Raw genomic sequence first — 24,606 nt, 5'->3', positions numbered from 1 at the left:
CATTCCAACTCAAAAATAAGTTACGATTAAAATAGTTATAAGCAGGTATGGCCTACTTTACTGTTTGCGTGTAAAACTCTGCAATATACTGCCCACCTTTTATTTTAGCAATTAAACGCAATTTATAACTATCTCCTTTATTAGCAGTAAAGCTTCTTAACGCTGTTTCATTTTTCCAATAATAAGGGCTCTCTTTCATGCCTAAAAGATAAGGGGTGATTTGCTCGGCATCATCCACTAAAAAAAGTGTTGCGCTATCTAGAGGGAAAGTAGAATTAACTTCAGTTATTCCGTCTTTATCCGAAATATTAACCTTGAATTCGCCTGACTTTAATACGCAACTGTGATTAATAACATCACAATGACCTTCCGGTACTAACTGAATTATTTTATTAACGGCTGCTTTACTTTCATTGTAATAGTCAGCGCCAATATAACCTAGTATAGAAAGAAAAGGGGCGACCATAAAAGCAACTTTAAGGTGTCTATTCATATTTATTTCTTCTTAATTAATTCTTCTAATTTCACAAGGAGGTTAATTTAACAGAAAAGGCTAGACGACTCTGTACAAAATTGTCGTCTAGCCTTTTATTTATTCAGACTTAACTCAAAATTCAATAATTAAATTTCGAGTTATTAATTTTAGTGAACGTGTGCTGCACTAACATCGCCTGGTATACGCATGTTTTCTACCATATCTTGAATATGATCTGGCGCTGGTCCAGTCACTTTAAGTAAAACAAAAGCCACTGCAAAGTTAACTAAAGCACCAACCGCACCAAAAGCATTAGGCGAGATACCAAAGAACCAATTAGGACCCATATCACCTAAGAATGAAGTGCCTGGAATAAACATAATACCTTTATGTTGGAATACATACAGCATAGTTACACCAATACCTGCAATCATACCCGAAACAGCTGCAGTACCACTCATTTTCTTAGAGAATATACCCATCATTAATGCTGGGAAAATACTTGATGCTGCTAAACCAAAGGCTAAGGCAACAGTACCCGCGGCAAATCCAGGTGGATGTAAGCCAAGGTAGCCTGAAACCAGTATCGCAATAGTCATTACAATACGCCCCGCCAATAACTCATTTTTCTCTGATAAATCAGGAGTTAAAACACCCTTCATTAAATCATGAGAGATTGAGGATGATATCGCAAGTAATAAACCGGCTGCGGTTGACAGTGCAGCAGCTAAACCACCTGCGGCTACCAAAGCAATTACCCAGTTTGGTAAATTAGCGATTGCTGGATTAGCTAGTACCATAATATCGTTATCAACAGTAACCATTTCATTTGTTACTTTATCGGCAGAATATTGAATTTTACCATCGCCATTCTTATCTTCAAATTTCAATAAACCTGTTTGCTCCCAATCTTTAAACCATTGTGGGCGTTCATCATAAACAAGGTTTTCACCTGCTGTAGGTTCAATAGTATTCATTAAGTTCAAACGAGCCATTGCGCCAACTGCTGGAGCTACAGTATAAAGTAAACCAATAAATATTAGTGCGTAACCTGCAGAAGAACGTGCCGCTTTAACTGAAGGAACAGTAAAGAAGCGCATAATTACATGAGGAAGACCCGCAGTACCAATCATAAGTGACATAGTGTAAGCGAACATATTTAATGTACCGCCTAAACTACTTGTTGTATATTCTTTAAAGCCTAAATCAGTTACCACCATGTCTAGCTTATCTAATAAGTAAACACCGCTACCATCAGCTAATGTACTACCTAAACCTAATTGTGGAATAGGATTACCTGTTAGTTGTAATGAAATAAATACAGCAGGAATCGTATAAGCAAAAATCATTACTACATATTGTGCAATTTGTGTATAAGTAATACCTTTCATACCACCAAGTACTGCATATACCCAAACAACAGCCATACCGATGCCTAAGCCTAATCCGTAATCTACTTCTAAGAAGCGAGAGAAAGCTACACCAACACCCTTCATTTGACCAATAATGTAAGTCAACGAAGCAATAATTAAACAAACCACCGCAACAATACGTGCAGTTTTAGAATAATATCGATCGAAGATGAATTCCGGTACTGTGAATTTTCCATGCTTACGCATGTAAGGAGCAAGTAACATGGCTAGTAGTACATAGCCACCTGTCCAACCCATTAAGAAAACTGAACCACCATACCCCATGAAAGCAATCATACCTGCCATTGAAATAAATGACGCTGCACTCATCCAATCGGCACCAATTGCCATACCATTTTGCATCGGGCTGATACCGCCACCTGCTACGTAGAAGTCACTCGTTGAGCCTGCACGTGCCCACCAAGCGATGCCGAAATATAAGGCAAATGTGCCAAATACAGCAATATATGTATATAGTTTTAACTCTTCCATGCCTAACCCTCCGCCTGATATTTTTTATCAAGCTTATTCATTTTCACGCCATACCAAAAAATTAAGGCAAGAAATGAGTAAATAGAACCTTGCTGTGCAAACCAAAAACCAAGTTTGTACCCACCTAGACGAATTTCATTAAGCGGCTCTACCAGTAATAAACCTAACCCAAATGAAACTGCAAACCAGATTGCAAGACATATAAAGATTAGGCGAAGATTTTCCGACCAATAAGTTTCTTTATTCTCCACAATAGTCTCCTAGCGATGTTGTAGCCCTTATTTCACGTTAATGTGTATTTTTATAAGGCTTTTATTGTAATAATTTCAGTAAAAGTATGGATATAGATTTTAGTCAGTAGTCATTATTATTAATAAAGACAAAAATCCATATTCAACTTCAACTATCATCAAATCTAGCAAGCTTTCATTTTTTCGGGTATTAAACTTTAGTCTAAATCAATAATTTAGCTAATGAATTGGTATATCAACAACATATGTTGGTCAGTATTTTAGGGGCTTCAAGAGCGAATAATAGTACAAGTGCAACTTTAGTCTACATTGTCACTTCAATGGTTGACTAGCTACCAGCACCACTCTAAATTATCATGGTTACCTTGCGAATTAGACAAACGCTTTTACAATTTGCTTGGCTATATCAATGCTTAATCCTATCCAACAAGAGCGTATACAGGTAATCAATATGGACACTGAACTTTCTGAAATTTATAGCTTCATCCAAAGTATTCCGCCGTTTGACAGTTTGCCACAACCTGCTTTAGCGCGTTTAATTAGAGAACTAGCTATTAATTATGTACGAAAAGATGAGTTCCTTCCTCCAAAAGGCGTGAATGAAGCACGTCTGTATATTGTTCGTAAAGGTGCCTTAAGCTGCCTTTCCAGTAGTAACGAATTAATTTCACGCTTAGGTGAAGGCGATTTATGCACCGAATTTTGCAAACAGAAATTGCAACCGATAAGCAACACAGATGAAATTAGTGGAAACGAAAATAATACTCCGCTCTTAACAGAGCAGCGTGTAAAAACCGATGAAGATAGCTTAGTTTATAGTTTAGATGCTCAAATATTGAGAGACATAGGTGAAAAATATCCAAGTATTAGTGACTATTTTAACCACAATTCTGCTGAACGATTAAAGAAGAAAATGTCTAAAATCAATGAAGAAGCCATTATCTCCTCTACCTTAATGAATATGCCTGTAAGCAACTTCTATCACTCTCCTGTTGCAGGTATCGAGGCTAGTCAAAGCATCCAACAAGCCGCCATACAAATGACAGAGCAAGGTTATACTTGCTTAGTGGTACTAGATAACAAAAGCTGCGTGGGGATAGTGACCGATAAAGACATACGTCGGCGCTGTGTTGCAGAAGGTTTACCCATTACAACAAGTATCGCTGAAATAATGACTCGAGAAATGAGTACTATTGATATAAAAAACAATGCTTACGATGCATTAATGACCATGACAGCGAAACATATACAACACTTACCAGTTACCAACCAAGGTGAAGTCGTGGGCATGGTAACGGTGACAGATTTAATGAATAATGAAGGTCATAATACGGTTAATTTCTCTAGCATTATTCATAAAGCTAAAAGTTTAGAACAGTTAATAGAAGTGAGTGCTTTACTACCTAAATTACAAATACGCTTAGCAAAATTAGGGGCCAGTGCTGATCATGTTGGCAAAAGTATTAGCGCTATTACTATGTCCTTTACCAAACGCCTTATTGAAATGGCCGAAGCAAAGCTTGGACCACCACCAGTTCCCTATGCATGGTTGGCTGCTGGCTCACAAGCAAGACAAGAACAACTCGCCCATTCAGATCAAGACAACGCCATCATTATTTGCGACTCTATGAAGCCAAGCGATGACGCTTGGTTTGAAAGTTTGGCTCATTTTGTTTGTGATGGTTTAGCCGACTGTGGCTTTATTTACTGTCCGGGTTATATTATGGCAACCAATGACAAATGGCGACAACCGGTAAAAAATTGGCAAAAATACTTTGATGGTTGGATTGACACTCCCAGTCCAGAAGCCTTATTGAATTCAAGTGTCTTTTTTGACTTAGAAACGATTTGCGGTGATACAAGCTTACTTGACAATGTTCGCACTAATTTGCTTAAAAAAACACAAAATAGCAGTTTGTTTATTGCCCATTTATCTAAAAATGCATTAGCTTTACGTCCTCCTCTTGGCTTTTTTAGAGACTTTGTTCTAAAACAAAATGGCAAGCACAAAGCCACGTTAGATCTTAAACATAATGGCATTGCTCCTATTGTCGATCTTGCTCGTATTTATGCTCTATCTCAGGGTATTAGTGCTGTTAATACCATTGAGCGTATAAAACAAGCTGCAGGCTCAGCAGCTATAACTCGATCATCGGCAGAAAACCTAATAGATGCATACGAATTTTTAGGAATATTACGTGTAAAACATCAAGCAAATCAATTAACAAAAGATATTGAACCTGATAATTACCTTTCACCGAAAGAGTTATCCAAATTAGAACGTGAGCACCTAAAAGACGCTTTTAAAGTTATTAAAACACTACAAGATTCAAGACAGGCAAACTTCTAATGCCAATAGGTGCGTTAATCAACTATATTTCAGGCTATGAAGCAAAACGGAAACGGTTATTAAAAAAAGCGCCTGAAGGGCCGTTAAAAGACTTTTTATCAACCCCTTTTCCGTCATTAGAGACACCTATCCATGAGTTAGGGATTTTAGCTGTAGACTTCGAGACTACGGGGCTAGACGCGAAAAAAGATAAACTGCTTAGTATTGGATTCGTTGCAATGGAGCAAGAGCAAATAAAACTGAACTCCTGTTATCACCAAATCATAAACACAACAACAAGATTAAAAGAAAGTAATGTTATTATTCATCAAATTACCGATGACCAGAAAGAGCAAGGTCAGCCTTTGGAGCTTGTCGTTAAAAAGCTATTAACAGCATTAACAGGTAAAGTAATGTTAGTACATTTCGCTCGAATAGAGCGACAATTTTTACAACAAGCCTGCCTTGAACTTTATGGGTTAGCACCTGACTTCCCCATCATAGATACCTTAGTGATAGCTAAACGTAAATTAGATAAACGTGATGTATCGTATGACCCATCAGAGCTACGCTTATCAAACTTGCGTCAAAAATATCAATTGCCTGATCACCACGGGCACAATGCGCTTAATGATGCTATCGCTACGGCTGAATTGTTACTTGCACAGATTAATGACAACAGTAAAAATGCAACAGTACAGCTAAAAGACATCCTCTTATAGTTTTGTAATAAAAGCGGTGTAAACTACTCAAAGATTGACCGATATTTCACCAACATTTAGATTGACGCTAACGATTTTATGCGATATTTAAGCCATTGATAAAAATCACTTAGTCAGCATGGTCGGTATAAGTTACAATCAATTAATGATGATAACTTAGGCTTACCGCTGAGTTGATCTTATACACCCAATTTATCTTACGCAGCAAAATTCCATTTGAATTTTAAATGCTCTTCGATGGATATCACTAAAGGACCCACATGAACTCATTACTTAACGTTGGAAATACTGGCACTCCACTCACTATTCTAGAAAAATCCACTTATGCACAATGGCTAAAATCACAAAACCAGAGTGCTCAAAACTGGTTAGAAAAAACCAGCTATCAAGGTGAAGGCCTTGCGTTATTGCCAAGTTTCTCTGTTGGTACTGAAGGTTCATTATCCCAAGCTATTTTTGTCGTTGATGATGCCAGCCATTATTTTTCTTGTGGTAACTTAATCACTCAGCTGCCATTAGGCCAATACAAGCTAGAAGCTACACCAGAGCACCAACAAGCCATATGCTTTGCTTGGTTAATCGGCGCTTATCAATTTTCCTCATATAAAACAGATCATAAAGAAAAAAAACTGCCTAGCCTTACTGTCGAAGAACCGACATTAGTAAGTAATGCGATTAAATACGCTGAAGCCACAGCCTTAGTAAGAGATTTAGTAAATACTCCTGCTGCCGATATGATGCCTGAAAACCTTGGCGATACTGCGCAGTCATTAGTTGATAGCTTTGGTGGAAAGCTATCACAAATTATTGGCGATGATTTACTGACTCAAAATTATCCCACGATACATGCCGTAGGTCGAGCAAGCGCCAATCAACCACGTTTAATTGACTTCACATGGGGTAATAAGCAGCACCCACAAATTACACTAGTAGGTAAAGGTGTCTGTTTTGATAGTGGTGGCCTAGATTTAAAACCATCTGCTGGTATGCGTAATATGAAAAAAGATATGGGCGGTGCTGCACATGTTTTAGGCTTAGCACGCTTAATTATGTCTCATGATCTTCCTATTTATTTACGTGTCCTTATTCCAGCTGTCGAAAATGCAGTTTCTAGTAATGCCATGCGCCCTGGCGATGTTATTACCACTCGCAAAGGATTAACGGTTGAAATAGACAATACTGATGCTGAAGGGCGATTAGTACTTTGTGATGCTTTAGCTGAAGCAGAAAATGATAAGCCTGACTTAATTATTGATTTTGCTACCTTAACTGGTGCAATGCGTGTTGCTTTGGGTACTGAATTACCAGGATTTTTCTCAACAAACGACGAGATTGCAGAGGGTATAACCAACGCTGGCAGCAAAATCAACGATCCTGTATGGCGTATGCCTTTGTACCAACCTTATAATGATTTATTTAAAAGTAGCATAGCTGACATGACCAACTGCTCTTCAGGTCCTTTTGGTGGCGCTATTACGGCTGCGTTATATTTACAAAAATTTATCAGTAAAGAAACTAATTGGGTACATTTTGACGTTATGGCCTTTAATGTTCGTCCCCTCTCGGGTCGTCCTCTAGGAGGTGAAGCCTTTGGTATTCGAGCTGTGTTTGACTATTTACAAATAAAATACAATTAACTATCAAGTAAAAATAGTGTGTTCACTAGCACTTATTCACACTATTTTTACTAAGCAATCCAGCAATATGACTTTAGCTCAATTTGATTAAATTTATTCCAACTAAAGTCCTATTGCTGAAAGTTATTCTTCTATTATATTCTGCTATGCTAAAAGAAATAGAGTTTTCTTAGTTACTTAAGGATAATAATAATGAATAATAAATTGATATCTGACATGCTATTAGCAATTTTGCTATCTCTATCTATCGGAACTATTCACTATTTGAGTGCCTATATATTTTCCTCCTTATTATTATCGACAATAGCCATTGCAAGTATCAGCTTTATATCACTATTCATTATCACCAAAAAAAGCCAACCTGCTTTAGATAACACCTCAACAGACACATCACAACACACCTCAAATCACTTCACAAATATTGGCGAAAAAATGGGAAGCCAAGTTAGTGAATTGGCAATCAACTCTGCCGAGATTAGCTTCTTTCTTACGAAATTAAGTGAAGCTATAGAAAAATCCAGTGACGATGTTGACCGTCTAGCCACCGCAGCTGAAGAAATGTCAATGAATAGCAAGCAAATACATGATAATGCTGAGCTCGCTTCACAACAAGCAAGCCAAGCCATGAATGCCAGTTCATCAAGTTCACAACAATTACATGATAATATTTCTGTTGTTAATTTACTTAGCGAATCAGTCAATAGCGCCTCAAGTAAAATTCAATCACTTGAACAAAAAGCACTTGAAATACAAAGTATTACTGATGTAATTGATGGTATATCTTCTCAAACAAATTTATTAGCATTAAATGCAGCAATTGAAGCCGCTAGAGCAGGAGATCAAGGTCGAGGGTTTGCTGTTGTAGCCGATGAAGTTAGAGCTTTAGCTGCTAAAACGGCTGATGCTACTCAGCAAATAGGCGAAATGCTCAAACAAATTAGTCAAGAAACGAATGAAACTACCACGGTTATGACTACAATTGTGAGTCAAACAGACAGTGTAGTTACTACCTTACAAGATTTGTCACAATCATTTACTGATATAGATAACTTAATGGCTGATTCATCCGCAGCTAGTAACCAAATTAGTCATGCACTCCAAGAACAAGATTTAGCCGCTGCCGAAATATCCACCTCTGTTGTGAGTTTACATGACTTTCTCGTTGATAAAAGCCGTGAGACTCAGCATATTTCAACACAAGCCCAAACACTGTCTAATAGTACGGAATCTATTTTCGTATATCTGTCAGAATTTGATAACGACACGCCAATCCATAACATGTGTAAGCAGGCTGAATTAGCAGCTCAAAAAGTCGGCGAACTTTTTGAACAAAGTATTGCCGCTAATAAAATATCACAGCAACAACTTTTTGACTTTAATTATAAACCTCTAGGTAATAGTGTTCCTGAAAAATTCACAACAAGTTTTGATAGCTTTACAGATCAATACCTACCTCAAATTCAAGAGCCCTTGTTGCAAGAATTCAGTGATATGATTTATGCCGGTGCCGTTGATATTAATGGCTATTTTCCAACGCATAACAAATGTTTCTCTAAGCCGCTAACCGGTAATCCTGAAACTGACATGGTTAATAATAGAACCAAACGATTATTTACCGACCCAACAGGCATACGTTGTGGCCAACACACCGACAAGTTTTTATTACAAACTTACAAACGTGACACTGGTGAAATCATGCATGATGTATCCGCGCCTATTTTTATAAATGGCAAACATTGGGGCGGCTTCAGAATCGGTTTTAAAGCAAAATAATAAATGGTATTTATTATTCTATCCAATGCACTTTACCACCGGTAAGTAACTATATTAATTGATAGCTCATAACATGCTTAGCATTAATGCTTGAGTTATCAAACCCAATCAAAATAGAAACACATACTGCTGTAATATAATTATCTTTACCGCAACAATAATTTATTTAATACTGATACGCTAGACTAAAGTATAAGGTTAAAAATCTTCTCTTTAGACTTATGTCTAATTTCTTTAAGTAGATATTAATTTTACCTTAAGACTCGAATGAACACTTAATCCATGCCATATCGGAAAGTAGAGACAAAAATCTATTTTTATAATAAAAATAATTAATACAACAAATAATATTGCCTTAGGCAGATAAAATGGGGAAGCATAATGTTTAAAATTCAAAAAAGTAAAACCTTGTTAGCAATAGGTCTTTTAACGATGGCGGGCGCTGCAAATGCAGGTTACACCTTCGATCTTTCTGACAATGATAAATTGACTTTTGGCGGTTATATTAAAGTTGATGCTCGCTACACCGATGGTGATGTTTCTCCAACAGATTATTGGTACGGTAGTGGCTCAGTCGCAGAAGGTGGCACCTCTAATTTTGGTATTGCAGTAAATGAAACTCGCTTTAATACTAAATATGTACATGGCGATGTTACCGGCTTTATTGAAATGGACTTTTATGGTGACGCCGTTTCAGGTGGTGGTAATGAAATAGTATCTAACTCATCAAATCCGCGTTTGCGCCATGCATTTATTCAATATAAAAACATATTAGTAGGTCAAACTTGGACAACGTTCCAAAACACTAGCTCTTTAGCTGAAGCCGCTGATTTCGGTGGACCACTCAATGCTTCTGCTTTCATCAGACAAGGTCAAATTCGTTATACCAACGGTGGTTTACAATTATCATTAGAAAATCCACATTCTGACAAAGGCGATAGCAGCCAAGATTCTATTCCTGACTTCATTGCTAAATATACTTTTAAAGGTGATTGGGGTAACGTTTCAGTGTCTGGTTTGGCACGTCAATTAAATACCGTAGGTGGTAGTACAGAATCTGCTTTAGGTTTCGGTATTGCCGGTCGCATTAAAACTGTTGGTAAAGATGATTTCCGTTTTCAAGTACATGGTGGTAACACTGGTCGTTACGTTGGTGTAGTTGCTGCTAGAGATTTAGTCGGCGAGAAAGCTGAAAAAACCACTTCATTTATGATGGCTTACCGTCATTTTTGGACTGACGATATGCGCTCAACAGTATTTTATGGCAGCACAGATGCCGATTTAGCTGATACTAAACGCAATCACGTGGCTGTTAACTTATTTAAAGATATCACTAAACAGCTTTCATTTGGTGCTGAAATTGGTAACTTTGAAATGGATGAAGTTGACAGAGATTCAACATACCTACAACTGTCAGCTAAATACGTTTTATAGCGCTTAACCACTAATAACTATATTAACTTGCGTTAATCAACCTCGAGTTGAGGTTGTTTTGAGGAAGCATTTGCTTCCTCTTTTTCAGAAAATAACAATCTTCAAAATCATCTCTCCAACTCTATTAATCAGTACTATAATTATCATGAAAATGACTGATATCGCTGCTATTTCTATGTAGATTAGATCTATAAAGGTCTATACTAAAACTTAATAGCTTTTCTATAAAAGAGGTTTCTATGCGACTTTTACGTAAATTTACTATCCAACAGCGCTTAATATTACTTATAGCCTTGGTTTTATCTGGTTTTATCATTCTAAGCTCAATTAGCTTATCTCAAGCATATCAATCATTATTAAAACAAAAATATAATACTAATCAGCAAGTTGTTGAAACTGCCTATGGTGTAGTAGAACATTTTCATCAACAACAAAACGATGGCTTATTAAATGAAGAACAAGCTAAAAAGCAAGCAATGGAAGTACTTAATAGCTTGAGATATGAAGACGGTAATTATTTTTGGATAAATGATTTTACACCTCGCATAATTATGCACCCGATAACACCTGCACTTAATGGCAAAGATGTTGGTACCACAAAAGATCCTGATGGAACTCTTCTATTTATTAATATGGTTAATATTGTGCGAGACAAAGGTGAAGGCTTTGTCCCTTACAAATGGCCGAAGCCTGGTATCGACCAGCCAGTAAATAAAATATCATTTGTTAAAGGATTCACGCCTTGGCAATGGATTATTGGCTCAGGTACCTATATTGATGATGTAGATACTATATTTGAAACTCAACGAAATTCATTACTGATTTATGTCTTCATCTTAATACTATTGATAACCCTTCTTGGTTATATTATCGGCAAAAGTATTATCACACCTACTCACGAAGCCTCTGACTTAATGAAAGATATTGCTGAAGGAGATGGCGACTTAACCCGCACGTTAGATGAAAAGGCACAAGATGAGATTTCACGTTTAGCACACTATTTTAATGAGTTTACGACTAAAATGCGTGATTCCCTTGCCGATGTAGCAAACAACGCTAATATTGTACTTAGCCGTGCTCAGTCAGTTGCAGATGCCAGCGAAAGCGCACAGTTATTAACACAAAACCAAAGTGATATAACTACACAAGTCGCAACGGCAATGGAGCAAATGACGTCACAAATACGTGATGTAAGTAATAATGCATCTGCTGCTGAAAATGCCGCCAATGACGCACAAAATAACACAAATCACGGGAAAGAAATCATTGCAAACACCATAACCCAAATGCAGTCTTTATCAACTAATATTGATGGTGTTTCACAAGTGGTAACTAGCCTTGCGGCTGAAAGTGACAATATTGGTTCGGTACTTGATGTAATTCGCGGTATTGCCGAGCAAACCAATTTATTAGCACTCAATGCTGCTATTGAAGCAGCTAGAGCCGGAGAACAAGGTCGTGGCTTTGCTGTCGTTGCTGATGAAGTACGAACACTTGCGAATAGAACAGAACAAAGTACTAATGAAATTCAGCAAATGATTCAAAAGTTGCAGGCAGGTGCACAAGAAGCAGTAGCTGCAGTACAAGTTAGCCAAGACATTTCTAACCAAACTGTAGAACAAACGAGTAAAGCTAATGATGCTTTATCTGAAATAGATAAACTAATGGAACTTATTTCAGAAATGAATACTCAAATAGCACGTGCAACAGAGCAACAAACTCAAGCCGCTGATGAAGTCAATTTACGTATTAATGATTTAGCCGGAATGACAGATGAATCGCTAGCAACATCAGAGTCACTTTTAGATGCTAGTTCGGAGCTAAGAGCCAGTAGCCATAGCATGTCAGAGGTAGTTGGACGATTTAAGTTCTAATTGATACAAGATAAATAATAAATCGGTAAAATAAAAAAACCAGTACTTACAAATTGTAAGTACTGGTAAAACCATCAAAAATTTTTAATCGACTGACCCAAAGGAATAAGTTGAATCAAGGTGCAAAGAAGAAACTTGATGATTATGTGTCCTGAAGCATAACCACCAAGCTACTGCCTTACTCCATTAGTTAAAGCGCCTGAGAGAGCATTCATTTGCCTCAACCAATATAGAAATGATAATGATTTGCATTTACATAGTCAACTATTATTTTCATTTATTTTAAATTTTTTTAGGCGCGAAAATATTGAATGGCAATAATCCATTCTTAGTAATGTTATCTTTACTCGATTTTTGGGGGAATAGTTGCAACGCTAACAGCGTCAAAAAGGTATTAAGCCACTTAAAGATTATTCTAAATGGCTTAATTAGATAACTAAATTCAGGACAAATTTACTTTTTCAATTTGGCAAAAGCATCGGCAAAAGCATTACCCATTACAGCATTTTCTACTTTTTGACTTTTAGGCTTATGTTGCTTTCTTGGCGCAGCTTCTTGAGACTTGTTACTTTTAGGCTTATATTGACTACTTGTCTTTTCATGCTTTGCCTGAGAACTACCATCGCTCTTACTGACACTGTCATCTAAACGCATAGTTAAGCTAATACGCTTGCGAGCAGCATCAACCTCCACGACTTTAACTTTAACTATTTCACCAGCTTTGATGATTTCTCGTGGATCACTAATAAATTTATCAGTAATTGCCGAAATATGTACTAAACCATCTTGATGCACACCTACGTCAACAAATGCACCAAAATTAGCAACGTTGGAAACAACCCCTTCAAGCACCATACCAACTTCTAAGTCAGTTATGTTATTAACACCATCAACAAAAGTCGCTGTTTTAAATTCAGGTCTTGGATCTCTGTTTGGCTTGACTAACTCTTTAATAATTTCTTTAATCGTCACTTCACCAAATTGCTCAGTTGCTAATTCACTGATATTAACTTTCTGTAATTGCTCTGCGCTATTAAGTAAATTGGCACTATCAATATTAAGCTGCTTAATAATGCTTTCTACAATAGGGTATGTTTCTGGATGAACAGCACACTGGTCAAGGGGATTGTCACCACCACTAATACGTAAAAATCCAGCCGCTTGTTCAAAAGCTTTTGGCCCTAAACGAGCGACTTTCTTTAATTGTTTTCTATTACTAAAAGCGCCCTGTTCATCACGAAACTGTACAATATTATTCGCCATCGTTTTATTTAAGCCAGCAACGCGAGTTAACAATGCCACAGATGCTGAATTTAAATCAACACCAACAGCATTTACACAATCTTCTACAACATCATCCAAACTTTTACTTAACTGGCTTTGACTCACATCATGCTGATATTGACCTACACCAATAGCTTTTGGGTCAATCTTAACTAGTTCAGCTAAGGGATCTTGTAAACGTCTTGCGATAGACACTGCGCCACGTATTGAAACATCAAGGTCTGGAAATTCTTTCGCGGCAAATTCAGAGGCAGAATAAACCGACGCCCCGGCTTCGCTTACTATCATTTTTTTCGGTTTCGCTAATCCCGTAGTAGAGTCAAATTGCGCAATAACATCACTAACTAATTTATCACTCTCACGGGATCCAGTGCCATTACCAATAGCAATTAATTCAACCTTATGTTGACGACATATATTAACCAAAGTACGTACTGATTTATCCCAATGATTTTGTGGAGCGTGAGGAAAAATAGTGGTGGTATGTAGTAATTTACCCGTGGCATCTACAATGGCAATTTTACAACCTGTACGTAAACCGGGATCTAATCCTAGTGTTACTTTCGCCCCTGCAGGTGCTGCCATTAATAAGTCTGATAAATTTTCGGCAAACACTTTAATTGCCTGTTGCTCAGCTTGCTCACGTAACTGTGTTAAAATTTCATTACTTAAACTAACGCTCAACTTACTTTTCCACGCTAAACGCACAGTACTGGTTAAAAAGCTAGCCGCTTTTTGCTGTGTTAAACGCAATGTTAAATGATCATTAATAACTTGTTCAGCACTGGAAACTGCATTTTTTTCCTGACTAGGATCAACATCAATTTTTAACTGCAAAAAACCCTCATTACGGCCACGCAACATTGCAAGCATACGATGTGAAGGGACTGTTTTTAATTTTTCACTATGGTCGAAATAATCTCTAAACTTAGTACCTTCTTTTTCTTTACCTTTCACAACTTTACTTGTTAAATGCGCTTGCTTAAGGATATGGCTACGTAGTTTTTGTAATAGGTTAGCGTCTTCACTAAAACGCTCGGCTAAAATAGCACTAGCGCCCGCCAAAATCGCTTCAACATCATCAAAACCAGCATTCTTGATAGCGACCTTACCTAAGTAAGCATGCGCTTCTTGTTCAGGATCTAACTGCCAATTATTAAAAAGACTAGTCGCTAATGGCTCAATGCCTGCTTCAATAGCAATTTGCCCTTTGGTGCGACGCTTAGGCTTATAAGGCAAATATAAATCTTCTAACCGAGTTTTATTATCGGCACTGTTAATCTGTTTAGCTAATTCTGCCGTTAGTTTATCCTGTTGCTTTATGCTGGTTAAAATAACTTGGCGTCGAGCCTCTAAATCACGAAGATAAACCAATCGAGTTGCTAGCTCACGCAAGTGATTATCATCCAAACCTTCTGTTGCCTCTTTTCTATAACGAGCAATAAAAGGTACGGTTGACCCATCATCTAATAAGTTAATAGCGGCATTAATTTGAGAGGTTTTAACTTTAAGTTCTTGAGCGATTTGCTCACTAATTTGCTCGGCAATAGCTGACATTGATTTACAGTTCCAACGTTAAATAAATAAGTATTTTCCAATAATGGCAAATCATACCAGAAAGTCGCTTTGTCGAATAACTACTAATATGCATTTAACTACTTTTGAACAAAATATAAGTGTATCAAAAAGAGTATGTAGCACTATGGTGCTAAATATTAAATAACCTATACCAGTTAATATGCTAAGTAATAAACACTTTAAAATGACAAGAATCACCTTGGTTTCCTTCGTTTTCGGTATATGGACATACCAATTTTTTACTCGTGATATTTACTCATGGTTTATAGAAGAAAACTCACTTTAGACTTTTGTTAGATGTTATTTTTACAATAAATTAGGAATTCATTATGCTTAAAGGAAAAACAGCTTTAATCACAGGATCAACAAGCGGTATTGGTTTAGCAACAGCACATACACTTGCTGAACAGGGCATCAACTTAGTTTTACATGGTTTAATGAGTCAAGCAGAAGGCGAACAATTAGCAGAAAAATTCTCAAAAAAATATCATATAAAAACTATGTTTGATAAGGCGAATCTCATGGACTCTCATGAAATTTCAGCTTTTATACATAATGCTTTAGAGGTTATGGGTTCAATTGATATTTTAATTAACAATGCTGGTATTCAGCATACTGAAAGCATAGCTACCTTTCCTGAAGATAAATGGAATGCTATTATCGCAATTAATTTAACCGCTGCATTTCATACTATTCAACAGTCATTACCTAACATGAAAAATAATGGCTGGGGCCGTATAATTAATATTGCTTCAGTTCATGGTTTAGTTGCATCATTGAATAAATCAGCTTACGTAGCAGCTAAGCACGGTATTGTCGGTTTAACAAAAGCAGTAGCACTCGAGTGCGCTGAACAAAGTATTACTGTCAATGCTATTTGTCCAGGATGGGTCGATACCCCATTAATTAATAACCAAATTAATGAAATAGCACAGAAACAAGATGTTGAATTTGAACAAGCTAAATATAATTTAGTCACGGCAAAGCAACCATTACCTGAAATGATGGATCCTCGCCAAATTGGTGAATTTATTTTATTCTTATGTAGTAATAGTGCTCGCAGTATAACAGGCTCATCTTTACCGATGGATGGTGCTTGGACTGCACAATAATGTAAAGAGAATTGAAGATGACAATAACTAAAGGTGAAAAAATACGTCGACAAGTAATGGGCGAGGAATTTGTTGATCGGGCTTTAAATAATGCCGATGAGTTCACTCAACCTATGCAAGATTTTATTAATGATCATGGTTGGGGGTCAACTTGGCAACGAAGCGGTATAGACCTTAAAACCCGCAGTTTAGTTACCATTGCCATGCTTGCCGCCTTAAGAACACCACAAGAATTAAAAGGTCATATTCGAGGCGCGCTAAATAACGGTGCGACAATGGAAGAAATACGTGAAGTAATTCTTCATAGTGCCGTATATTGCGGTGCTCCTGCAGCACAAGAAGCCTTTCGAGCGGCCAAAGAAATACTCAACAACCACTAGATCAACTTTACTAAGGCATATCATTGTTATGACTAATAACCTCTTTTTGAGTATTTTACCGACACCATTAGGCGACCTTGCCATTTTTTCCGATCATGATGCTATTTATCGGGTTAAATTTACCGATCGCGTTAAAGATATTGAATTAATGAATACCGATATTTATCAAGAAAACGAAATAACACTATTAGCCAAAAAACAGCTCTCTCAATATTTTGACGGTAAAAGAAGTACATTTAACTTACCTTTAGCCCCTCAAGGAACGTCATTTAGACAACAAGCCTGGCAGGCGTTACAAAAGATCCCCTATGGCGAAACTCGTTATTACAGTGAACAAGCCGAATTAATGGATAATACTAAAGCAGTGCGAGCCGTTGGTGCTGCCAATGGTGCGAACCCTATTTCTATTATTATTCCTTGCCATCGCGTGATAGGTAAAGATGGCAGCTTAACCGGTTATGCCGGAGGCTTAGAAAGAAAAGCTTGGCTGTTGAATTTAGAACAAAAGGAAGTACAAAACAAACAAGAGTTTGAATTAAAGTAGTCTTCACTACATTATGACTTTATACAAAAAAACACCAATCATGATGATTGATGTTTTTATTTTAATGGCAGACTTTTAAACAAAGCCGTACCATTGTTTGCTAAAACCATTTTGATGTGAATGCTACTTATCCGAAAGGATAAAGATTTACACCTTGAACAACACGATTCACTTCACCAGTAGGGCAAGGATTGTCTGGGGTGAAATTTAAAGATAATGATTTATAGAACGACAGTATTTGGCAAATAACAATATAAGGTAGCCCAAGCCATACATCACTAAGATCGTCAGGCACTTCTGGTAAAAGGCTCTTTAATGTAACCACTTTCATCGCAATAGCATTGGCAGTTAACTCATTGACCATATCATTATCATAATGACTAATATATTCATCATTTGAGTCAAGCATTATGATGATACTCTTCTCATCAACGTTCGATTTCGGTCCGTGTCGAAAACCCAAAGAACTTTCACAAAAACAACCTATTTTACCGGCAGTTAATTCTAAATATTTTAACGATGCTTCTTTTGCCATTCCAGAAAGTGCTGCAGAGCCTAAGAAAATTTGTTTGGTATTATTCAGCTGACTAATGTCTTGTATTGTTGGGCACAATGTTTCAATCACATGTTGTGCTGCGTCAATAGCAAAAGCTAACTGCTTATCATCTGCAGCAAAAATAGCGAGTGTCGCAACATACATTGAAGTAAAACTACTGGTCATTGCAAAACTTTGATCAAGTGATTGGCTTGGCATTAAAACACTGAATGCTTTTTCAGACTCATTGGCATACCTAGCAAGACTGCCATCTTCATTACACGTGATGACCAAATGGTAACAATCATCAAGTACTTGATCTGCTAGTTTAATCGCAGCAACACTTTCAGGGCTATCACCTGAACGCCCATATGATACTAGTAACGTGGGAATACTGCTAATGAGGTACTGATCAGGACTTGATACAATATCCGTAGTACTTACAGCCTCAACTAAACGGTTACATGCTTTCGTTAAATGCGGTGCTAATGCCTCACCAACATAGGCAGATGTACCGGCACCCGTTAGAATGATACGTAAATTTTCTTTTGCCAAAACACTTTCTAACCAAGGTGCTAATTCATCATTATTACGTACTAAATCACGGGTAATTGACCAACACTCAGGTTGTTGTGTTATTTCTTTTGCCGTCCAAAAAGCATTGTTTTTCTTTAAGCTCTCGGTAGATATTGATAAGTACTCATTCATTATTTTTTTACTCTTGATGTTGTTTGAAAGTGACATGCATCCGCATATATTTTAGTCACTTGCATAATATTATTTAACACTAAAGCTTTAGGTGAATTATTAAGCTTGCCAGCTATTACAGCATCATATTGCTTTGGCATAAATTGACTCAATAAAGGCAATGGAATCTCAATGCCTTTAAGGTTTTCAAATAACTTATCTATTGCTTTCTCAATGACTTCATTATTCCAATAATAGCGAATACGATCACTAAAACTATAACGTCTATAAGTTGCTAAATTGTTTTGGTCATGTGGATAAAATTTATCCCAGCCATTTGGATTCTCTAACATAACGGTTTCACAAACTTCACGTAGATTTGATAGTGAAACATTATCTACTAACTCTTGCTCAATAAAACTTAATGCAAAAAGCGATTCTCGAAGAGCAAAAGTAAGTTGAGGTCCCACTTTTAAAATAGCAAAATGATCTTGCACTAATGCTTTATATGCTTCAGGAGGTTGATAATCTGTAGAGTGTGCTTCAAATACCAGTCTTGGCATGCTAGCCCCAAAACTTTTTAATGGTTTAGCTTTTTCTGCGTCATATTTAAAGACAGTAAAGTTATCAAACTCTACACCGGGTTGAACAACTAACCCAATCACTCGTGTCCAAGCGTCATTTAAGCCTTTTGCTAAAAACTCAGCTTCATGAACACTAATTGTTTCTTTAACATTACTTACAGGGGTAACTTCTAAGGTATCGATTTCTTCTTTAGCACCGCCTGGTGGAGGTACTTCAGTACCCACAATATATAAAATATCTGATTTACCAAATTCACGTATCGCTGTTTCTTCAGCTACTTTACAAAGTATCGCAGCTCGCTTAGCAACTGTCTCATCTGAAAGAGGTGCTAAGTCATCCACACATTGCATGCTGGTGTCTAAATGAATTTTTTTAAAACCAGCAGCAACATAACTTTCGATCAATTGCTTTGATTTTTCCATCGCATCAGTTGCTGTATCACTAGTCCAACAAGTTGGCCCTAAATGATCGCCACCAAAAATGATGTTAGCTATCGGAAATTTAACCTTTTCAGCGATTTTTTTTACAAAAACGGTAAAGTCAGCAGGCTTCATATTGGTGTAGCCACCAAATTGATTAACCTGATTTGCTGTCGCTTCTATAAGCACAGGAGAATTATCTTCAACGCCTTGAAGCAATGCTGCTTCTATTACTGTCGGATGAGCGCTACATACAGAATAAATACCACGTGGAATACCATTCTTGTTGTCTGTCATTATCTGTGTTATTTCATTCATAAAAAGCCTTAAGGTAAACTAGTAATCCAATAATCATTTATTAAAAAGTGAAATCTAACATTGTTTACACATCTTTTCAAATGCTTTTGTTTTTTTATCTATTTATTTACATTTACTTTATTAACCACGCAAGAAACTTAACTAATTTCCTATTGAGCTAGGCATGTTGAGTTTTATTGCAATAAACAATATTAAAATATAAATAAATCATTATTTAACAAAAAATACCCTATATATTCATTAGGTTAATATAAGCTAATGGTTACTAGCTTAACTATAATTTCACCAACAACCTAGGTATTTTTATGACTCATCAAAAGCCAAGAAATACGCTGAAATCAACGCAATCAACATACCAATCCCCACAACAAGTGTTGGTAATACCGAAAGCATTATTAATGAAAGGATACTGGTAATAATAGGCGGCAAGCAATTCACAAGAGGGCTAACAACAATCGCTTTTCCATATCGAAAAGCGAATACTAAAAATAATGCTCCAAAAGAGTTTAATAAACCAATAGTAAAAGCTAATCCAGCCCCATCCCAATGCCAATTAGCGGCCATTGGCGTATCAACCATTAACCACGCAACCGGGCAAAGCAGTAAACTAGTAAGTGCCATATAAAAGAAAATGCTTTCGGCTTCTATTTTTTCATTAGCATACTTTATAAAGTAACCTTGAACCCCCCAAGCAAGAAAAACTAATAATGCAAAGATCAACCAACCAGAATGTTCTCCACCCGCTCCTGCTTCAGAGTAATTTAAGAATGGCACAGCAATTATTGCTAGCGCAATACCAAGCCAGCCTTTTACTCCTGCTCTTTCTTTTAGAAAAATCAGCGACATAATAATAGTGACAACAGGTGCTAAAGCAATTATTGGAAAGATTAAATACGCAGGACCATTGGCAATTGCACCTGAATATAAAATGAGCTGTCCTACACCGCCGAGTAAGCCAATAATACTGCCAAATATTATTGAAAACTTTCCTGTATTTAATTTCCAATCCACACTTTTTAATGCAAAAAACGCTGGTACTATCATGGATAAAGCCCACATTATAAAACCAAGCTCTGCAGGAAAATTATTCTGCTCAGGAATAGAAATCAATGCTCCCCATGTTCCCCATAGCGTTATAGTGATTATTGAAAACGTCAACCAGCTATACTTACTATTTTTTGTTTTTAATACACCTACGTGCTTTCCTTTATCGACATCAGTTGTACTCATTATTTACCTCTTATTATGAATTATGTAAAATTTTCAAAATAAGTTAATTATTTTTAACAAAAATGATAACCCATTCTTTTAACTTATATTTTACTTACTTTCTATTTAACCAACCTAATGTATAACGGCTTGAAGCATTATCGTTGTGCATTAGTGGGCTTAACTCGATAACCAATGCCATTTAAATACCTTGTTATACGCTTCATTATTTACTGATTATTTCATACTACATCACCCTACGACTTATGACAACAAACGAAAGCTTCATATATTATTGTTAGTTAAAAAATGAAAGGTAACGAGGCTTGAATAAATTAGAGACAATACTGTATTACTTCTCCTTCTTATAAAGCTTCTAGCAGCAAATGTTATTTCACTATTAAAAATATTATAGTGATAAGTATTCATTATAACTTTGACATGACCCCAGCTATTCAAGTAATAAAGAGATCCCCCCAAAAAAAACGTAAATAAAGAAAACTAAAAACAGACACTATGAAGGAACTTGAAAGATACATTCTCTTTTGTTACTGTTTTAATGTTACAAATAAAACAAAAAAAACATTGAATTAAAATAAATATTAAGGCAGGAAGTCATGAAGGATATATTTGTAAAGAATGCGTTAACAGTAGCAATTGGCCTGTTTTTTTGTACGAATACCGCTTATTCAGCTGAAAATCAAAAACAGTCTGAAAGCGATATGGAAGTAATTACAGTTACTTCTTCTCAATCAGGTTTAATAAAAGCATTAGATTATAAGCGTGATGCTGATTCTATAATGGATGGAATTACCGCAAGTGAATTAGGTGCATTCCCTGATGCTAACGTTGCTGACTCATTATCGCACATAACCGGTGTTACCATCGATAGAACCAGTGGTGGTGAGGGTAAAGGCGTTAATATTCGAGGTTTAGGGCCCGAATTTAGTATTGTTACGATTAATGAACGCATTATGGCAACTGACTCAAGTGGTCGTGAATTTGCTTTTGATGTATTGCCAGCAGAAGTTATTTCAGAGGCTTGGGTTTTAAAGTCGAGCAAAGCTTCACAATTAGAAGGCAGTATTGGTGGTGCAGTCAACCTTGTTACCGCACGACCTTTTGACAATCTAGGCACACATGGATCGGCTTCTTTCACAGGCCAGTATGGCGATCAAGCTGAAAAATATGGTTATAAAATGACCGGTGTAGGCTCGCACACCTTTGCTGACGACACCATGGGAATTTTATTCTCTGCCCTTTATAGTAGAACACCTACACGAACAGATTCATTATCAGATAATAACTTTAATGCCGCATCAGCAGATAACTGGAACTGGGATCGTAATGGTGATGGCGACACGAATGATGCAGCAGATAGAGAATTAGTTTTTCCCGGCACTATCGCTTACACAGCATACGAAGAAAATAAAGAGCGGACAGCTATTTCAGCAGCTTTTCAATATCGCCCTAATGATGACTTAGATATTGTAGTTGACGCCCTGTTCACTCGCTTAGATACACCGGTGAAAGGCTATACAGAGTCTTATTATTTTCCCGACTCTTCAAATTGGAGAGATGTAGAATACGGAGGACCAACAACTGAATTAAATCCTGACGGTATTTTAATCACAGGGTTAACCGTTGATAACTTAGTGCCACAATTAGTGACTTTAGAAGAACATCGTGTGGTTGACACTTTAAACTTAGGCCTCAACGCTAAATATAACTTAACAAAAAACTCAGTACTTAGCGGTGACTTATATTTATCAAATGCAAAACGTGAAGCAGGTGGTAAGGATAGATTTGTTGTTTCAGTTCCTTTAGCATCCGTTGCTGGTTCAACAACATCCAGAGTGACGTTAGCACCAGGAGAGCTTCCCAGTATTGATCTCAATTTCATTGATAATACAGCAGGCATTAGTGAAGTTAGTGATTTAGTAGAGAATAGCCAATTTGGTCCTCATTTCACCAAACTAGAAGGAGTTGACATAGAAGATGAAGTGATTGGTGCCTCACTTAAATATGATCTCTTTTTAGATATGCCTATTATTAATAATATTCATACCGGTATTGTTTATAATAAACGTACAAAAGAACGTACACAACTTGATAACGTTTCTTCTATGTCTTTATATAGCGGTGCTCCATTTTCATGGTCAGATGTGGGTGTTGATGTTGTTCAAGCTTTTCCTTTCGATAACTTCTTAGACAATGTAGGTGGTGATTTCCCTCGAGAGTTTGCTATTTTTGATGTTGAACAAGCTTTCAATGGCGTTAGAGCCGCTGATGGCAATCCAAATATCATAGATCCTGTCACAGGCGTACCTTATGTGGATGATTATTCAGACGCACTTTTTCCTACATGGAATTCAGATTTGTCTGGTGCAGTTGCAGAAGAAACGATTGCTCTTTACCTAGAAGCTGATTTTAGTCATGAATTCGATTCAGTAAACGTTTCAGGTAATATTGGGCTTCGCTACGTTCAAACTGAAACTACCTCAACAGGTTGGGATTGGCCAATTGCTTATATTGATCAATCACCCGCCGATATATGGACACATATCGTTGTCCATGGTGAGAGAACACCTATTTCAATTAGTAATGACTATAGTGAATTATTACCATCAGTTAATTTGCAATTCGAATTTTCTGATGAATTAATTGTGCGTTTTTCTTACGCAGAAGTAATGGCAAGAGCAGAAATTGATAAACTGTCAACACAAATAGATACATCCCCTTCCACTTGGGGCGAATACACCATTAACAAGCTTGGTAACCCTGACTTAACACCTGTTACGGCTGAACAAGTCGATGTCTCTATTGAATGGTATTATCAAAAAGGCTCATCGCTATCAGCGGCATTATTTTACAAAGATATCGATGGTTTCGTTCAAGGAGGGCAAGATGTTTACGTCAACAACAGAGAAGATGCGCCAGTTTACAGTGTAAATAACCCTCGACCATGGGATCCTCAAGGTTTTGAAGATGTCGTATTTGGGGTAAATCAACCGCTAAATTTAGACCAAGCTAAAGTATTAGGTTATGAATTTGCCATGCAACACTTTTTTGAGTCTGGCTTTGGCGTTGTCGCCAATTATACCTATATTGATACAGAGTCTATTGTAGATGGTTATGTTATTGGCGTATTAGCCGGAATTCCTGACACAGCGTATTCACTTAGCTTAATGTATAATAACGACTACATGAGTTTAAGCTTATCCGCTGATCACACCGAAAGCTTTGTAACCTCTCATTGGTCATCATTAAATGCTCCTAATGCTGACGGTATAACTGAAAGTACGTATAAAGCGATTGCAACAGCTTCTACTTGGGCATCAGCCTCTGCGACCTTCTATATATCTGAAGGCTTAGAGACTTTTGTTCAAATTGATAATCTTTTAGATGATGGCTGGCAAGGATACAACGGCTCAACAAGCTTAACAGGCTCTGGTGGCTACTCTGAATGGGGCCGGAGTTATAGTGTAGGCGTTAGATATAAGTTTTAAGACCTAAAAAATAAAAAGGAGCTGATATGAAAATATTAGCTCCTTTA

General features: G+C 36.9%; 17 protein-coding genes. 10 read left to right on the top strand and 7 right to left on the bottom strand.

Annotated features, from left to right (window positions below):
- Positions 1 to 52: 52 nt before the first annotated feature.
- The 3 genes from KO509_RS02920 to KO509_RS02910 all read right to left on the bottom strand — a co-directional run bounded on the left by KO509_RS02920 (position 53) and on the right by KO509_RS02910 (position 2,630).
- Complete coding sequence (locus KO509_RS02920; protein WP_215971786.1) at positions 53 to 493, bottom strand: hypothetical protein; 441 nt, start codon at positions 491 to 493, stop codon at positions 53 to 55.
- A 149-nt stretch (positions 494 to 642) separates the two neighbouring features.
- Positions 643 to 2,379 (bottom strand): sodium:solute symporter family protein, encoded by a 1,737-nt coding sequence (locus KO509_RS02915; protein ID WP_215971785.1) that lies wholly within the window; start codon positions 2,377 to 2,379, stop codon positions 643 to 645.
- 2 nt (positions 2,380 to 2,381) lie between these two features.
- Positions 2,382 to 2,630: a DUF4212 domain-containing protein gene (locus KO509_RS02910; protein ID WP_159822165.1), complete on the bottom strand. Its 249-nt coding sequence runs from the start codon at positions 2,628 to 2,630 to the stop codon at positions 2,382 to 2,384.
- Positions 2,631 to 3,081: 451 nt separating this feature from the next.
- Here KO509_RS02910 and KO509_RS02905 point away from each other — a divergent pair, with 451 nt between their 5' ends.
- From KO509_RS02905 to KO509_RS02880, 6 genes are all read left to right on the top strand, one after another.
- Positions 3,082 to 4,980: a putative nucleotidyltransferase substrate binding domain-containing protein gene (locus tag KO509_RS02905; protein ID WP_215971784.1), complete on the top strand. Its 1,899-nt coding sequence runs from the start codon at positions 3,082 to 3,084 to the stop codon at positions 4,978 to 4,980.
- Positions 4,980 to 5,681 carry an exonuclease domain-containing protein gene (locus KO509_RS02900; RefSeq protein WP_215971783.1) on the top strand — a complete coding sequence of 234 codons (702 nt, stop codon included), beginning with the start codon at positions 4,980 to 4,982 and terminating at the stop codon, positions 5,679 to 5,681. Before KO509_RS02905 ends, KO509_RS02900 begins: the two co-directional genes overlap by 1 nt.
- 260 nt (positions 5,682 to 5,941) lie before the next feature.
- On the top strand, positions 5,942 to 7,318 hold the full coding sequence (locus KO509_RS02895) for a leucyl aminopeptidase family protein (protein ID WP_215971782.1): 1,377 nt from the start codon (positions 5,942 to 5,944) through the stop codon (positions 7,316 to 7,318).
- A gap of 192 nt (positions 7,319 to 7,510) precedes the next feature.
- A complete protein-coding gene (locus KO509_RS02890; RefSeq protein ID WP_215971781.1) occupies positions 7,511 to 9,091 on the top strand; it encodes a methyl-accepting chemotaxis protein in 1,581 nt (526 codons plus the stop codon).
- 381 nt (positions 9,092 to 9,472) lie between these two features.
- On the top strand, positions 9,473 to 10,525 hold the full coding sequence (locus tag KO509_RS02885; RefSeq protein ID WP_215971780.1) for a DcaP family trimeric outer membrane transporter: 1,053 nt from the start codon (positions 9,473 to 9,475) through the stop codon (positions 10,523 to 10,525).
- A 239-nt stretch (positions 10,526 to 10,764) separates the two neighbouring features.
- Positions 10,765 to 12,399, top strand: a complete 1,635-nt coding sequence (locus KO509_RS02880; RefSeq protein WP_215971779.1) for a methyl-accepting chemotaxis protein — start codon at positions 10,765 to 10,767, stop codon at positions 12,397 to 12,399.
- A gap of 453 nt (positions 12,400 to 12,852) precedes the next feature.
- On the opposite strand, the gene KO509_RS02875 is transcribed toward KO509_RS02880, so the two are convergent.
- The gene (locus KO509_RS02875) at positions 12,853 to 15,240 is read right to left on the bottom strand and encodes a Tex family protein (protein WP_215971778.1); all 2,388 of its coding nucleotides are present in this window, start codon (positions 15,238 to 15,240) and stop codon (positions 12,853 to 12,855) included.
- Between the two features lie 350 nt (positions 15,241 to 15,590).
- Between KO509_RS02875 and KO509_RS02870 the strand changes: the two genes are divergently transcribed.
- The 3 genes from KO509_RS02870 to KO509_RS02860 are packed head-to-tail and all read left to right on the top strand — an operon-like array spanning position 15,591 to position 17,297.
- Complete coding sequence (locus KO509_RS02870; protein WP_252727348.1) at positions 15,591 to 16,373, top strand: 3-hydroxybutyrate dehydrogenase; 783 nt, start codon at positions 15,591 to 15,593, stop codon at positions 16,371 to 16,373.
- Between the two features lie 17 nt (positions 16,374 to 16,390).
- Positions 16,391 to 16,753, top strand: coding sequence for a carboxymuconolactone decarboxylase family protein (locus tag KO509_RS02865; protein ID WP_215971777.1), 363 nt, complete (start codon positions 16,391 to 16,393; stop codon positions 16,751 to 16,753).
- A gap of 28 nt (positions 16,754 to 16,781) precedes the next feature.
- Positions 16,782 to 17,297 carry a methylated-DNA--[protein]-cysteine S-methyltransferase gene (locus tag KO509_RS02860; RefSeq protein ID WP_215971776.1) on the top strand — a complete coding sequence of 172 codons (516 nt, stop codon included), beginning with the start codon at positions 16,782 to 16,784 and terminating at the stop codon, positions 17,295 to 17,297.
- Positions 17,298 to 17,424: 127 nt separating this feature from the next.
- On the opposite strand, the gene KO509_RS02855 is transcribed toward KO509_RS02860, so the two are convergent.
- The 3 genes from KO509_RS02855 to KO509_RS02845 form a co-directional block, all read right to left on the bottom strand.
- Positions 17,425 to 18,540 carry an SIS domain-containing protein gene (locus tag KO509_RS02855; RefSeq protein ID WP_215971775.1) on the bottom strand — a complete coding sequence of 372 codons (1,116 nt, stop codon included), beginning with the start codon at positions 18,538 to 18,540 and terminating at the stop codon, positions 17,425 to 17,427.
- Positions 18,540 to 19,841: a D-tagatose-bisphosphate aldolase, class II, non-catalytic subunit gene (locus KO509_RS02850; RefSeq protein ID WP_215971774.1), complete on the bottom strand. Its 1,302-nt coding sequence runs from the start codon at positions 19,839 to 19,841 to the stop codon at positions 18,540 to 18,542. The genes KO509_RS02855 and KO509_RS02850 overlap by 1 nt, the downstream gene beginning before the upstream one ends.
- A gap of 303 nt (positions 19,842 to 20,144) precedes the next feature.
- Entirely contained in the window at positions 20,145 to 21,071 is a 927-nt protein-coding gene (locus KO509_RS02845; protein ID WP_215971773.1) for a DMT family transporter, read from the bottom strand.
- Positions 21,072 to 21,667: 596 nt separating this feature from the next.
- On the opposite strand from KO509_RS02845, the gene KO509_RS02840 reads away from it, so the two are divergent.
- Positions 21,668 to 24,559 carry a TonB-dependent receptor gene (locus KO509_RS02840; protein WP_215971772.1) on the top strand — a complete coding sequence of 964 codons (2,892 nt, stop codon included), beginning with the start codon at positions 21,668 to 21,670 and terminating at the stop codon, positions 24,557 to 24,559.
- Positions 24,560 to 24,606: the final 47 nt, after the last annotated feature.

The organism is Colwellia sp. C2M11, assembly GCF_018860915.1.
Taxonomy (GTDB): Bacteria; Pseudomonadota; Gammaproteobacteria; order Enterobacterales; family Alteromonadaceae; genus Colwellia.
Note: the sequence above shows the minus strand (reverse complement) of the source record. Positions and strands in the feature narration are given on the sequence as shown.

What these genes read in the sequence shown, in the direction of transcription:
- KO509_RS02920 (WP_215971786.1), bottom strand. Translation starts at nt 493, where the DNA reads ATGAATAGACACCTTAAAGTTGCTTTTATGGTCGCCCCTTTTCTTTCT.
- KO509_RS02915 (WP_215971785.1), bottom strand. Translation starts at nt 2,379, where the DNA reads ATGGAAGAGTTAAAACTATATACATATATTGCTGTATTTGGCACATTT.
- KO509_RS02905 (WP_215971784.1), top strand. Translation starts at nt 3,082, where the DNA reads ATGGACACTGAACTTTCTGAAATTTATAGCTTCATCCAAAGTATTCCG.
- KO509_RS02900 (WP_215971783.1), top strand. Translation starts at nt 4,980, where the DNA reads ATGCCAATAGGTGCGTTAATCAACTATATTTCAGGCTATGAAGCAAAA.
- KO509_RS02895 (WP_215971782.1), top strand. Translation starts at nt 5,942, where the DNA reads ATGAACTCATTACTTAACGTTGGAAATACTGGCACTCCACTCACTATT.
- KO509_RS02890 (WP_215971781.1), top strand. Translation starts at nt 7,511, where the DNA reads ATGAATAATAAATTGATATCTGACATGCTATTAGCAATTTTGCTATCT.
- KO509_RS02885 (WP_215971780.1), top strand. Translation starts at nt 9,473, where the DNA reads ATGTTTAAAATTCAAAAAAGTAAAACCTTGTTAGCAATAGGTCTTTTA.
- KO509_RS02880 (WP_215971779.1), top strand. Translation starts at nt 10,765, where the DNA reads ATGCGACTTTTACGTAAATTTACTATCCAACAGCGCTTAATATTACTT.
- KO509_RS02875 (WP_215971778.1), bottom strand. Translation starts at nt 15,240, where the DNA reads ATGTCAGCTATTGCCGAGCAAATTAGTGAGCAAATCGCTCAAGAACTT.
- KO509_RS02870 (WP_252727348.1), top strand. Translation starts at nt 15,591, where the DNA reads ATGCTTAAAGGAAAAACAGCTTTAATCACAGGATCAACAAGCGGTATT.
- KO509_RS02865 (WP_215971777.1), top strand. Translation starts at nt 16,391, where the DNA reads ATGACAATAACTAAAGGTGAAAAAATACGTCGACAAGTAATGGGCGAG.
- KO509_RS02860 (WP_215971776.1), top strand. Translation starts at nt 16,782, where the DNA reads ATGACTAATAACCTCTTTTTGAGTATTTTACCGACACCATTAGGCGAC.
- KO509_RS02855 (WP_215971775.1), bottom strand. Translation starts at nt 18,540, where the DNA reads ATGAATGAGTACTTATCAATATCTACCGAGAGCTTAAAGAAAAACAAT.
- KO509_RS02850 (WP_215971774.1), bottom strand. Translation starts at nt 19,841, where the DNA reads ATGAATGAAATAACACAGATAATGACAGACAACAAGAATGGTATTCCA.
- KO509_RS02845 (WP_215971773.1), bottom strand. Translation starts at nt 21,071, where the DNA reads ATGAGTACAACTGATGTCGATAAAGGAAAGCACGTAGGTGTATTAAAA.
- KO509_RS02840 (WP_215971772.1), top strand. Translation starts at nt 21,668, where the DNA reads ATGAAGGATATATTTGTAAAGAATGCGTTAACAGTAGCAATTGGCCTG.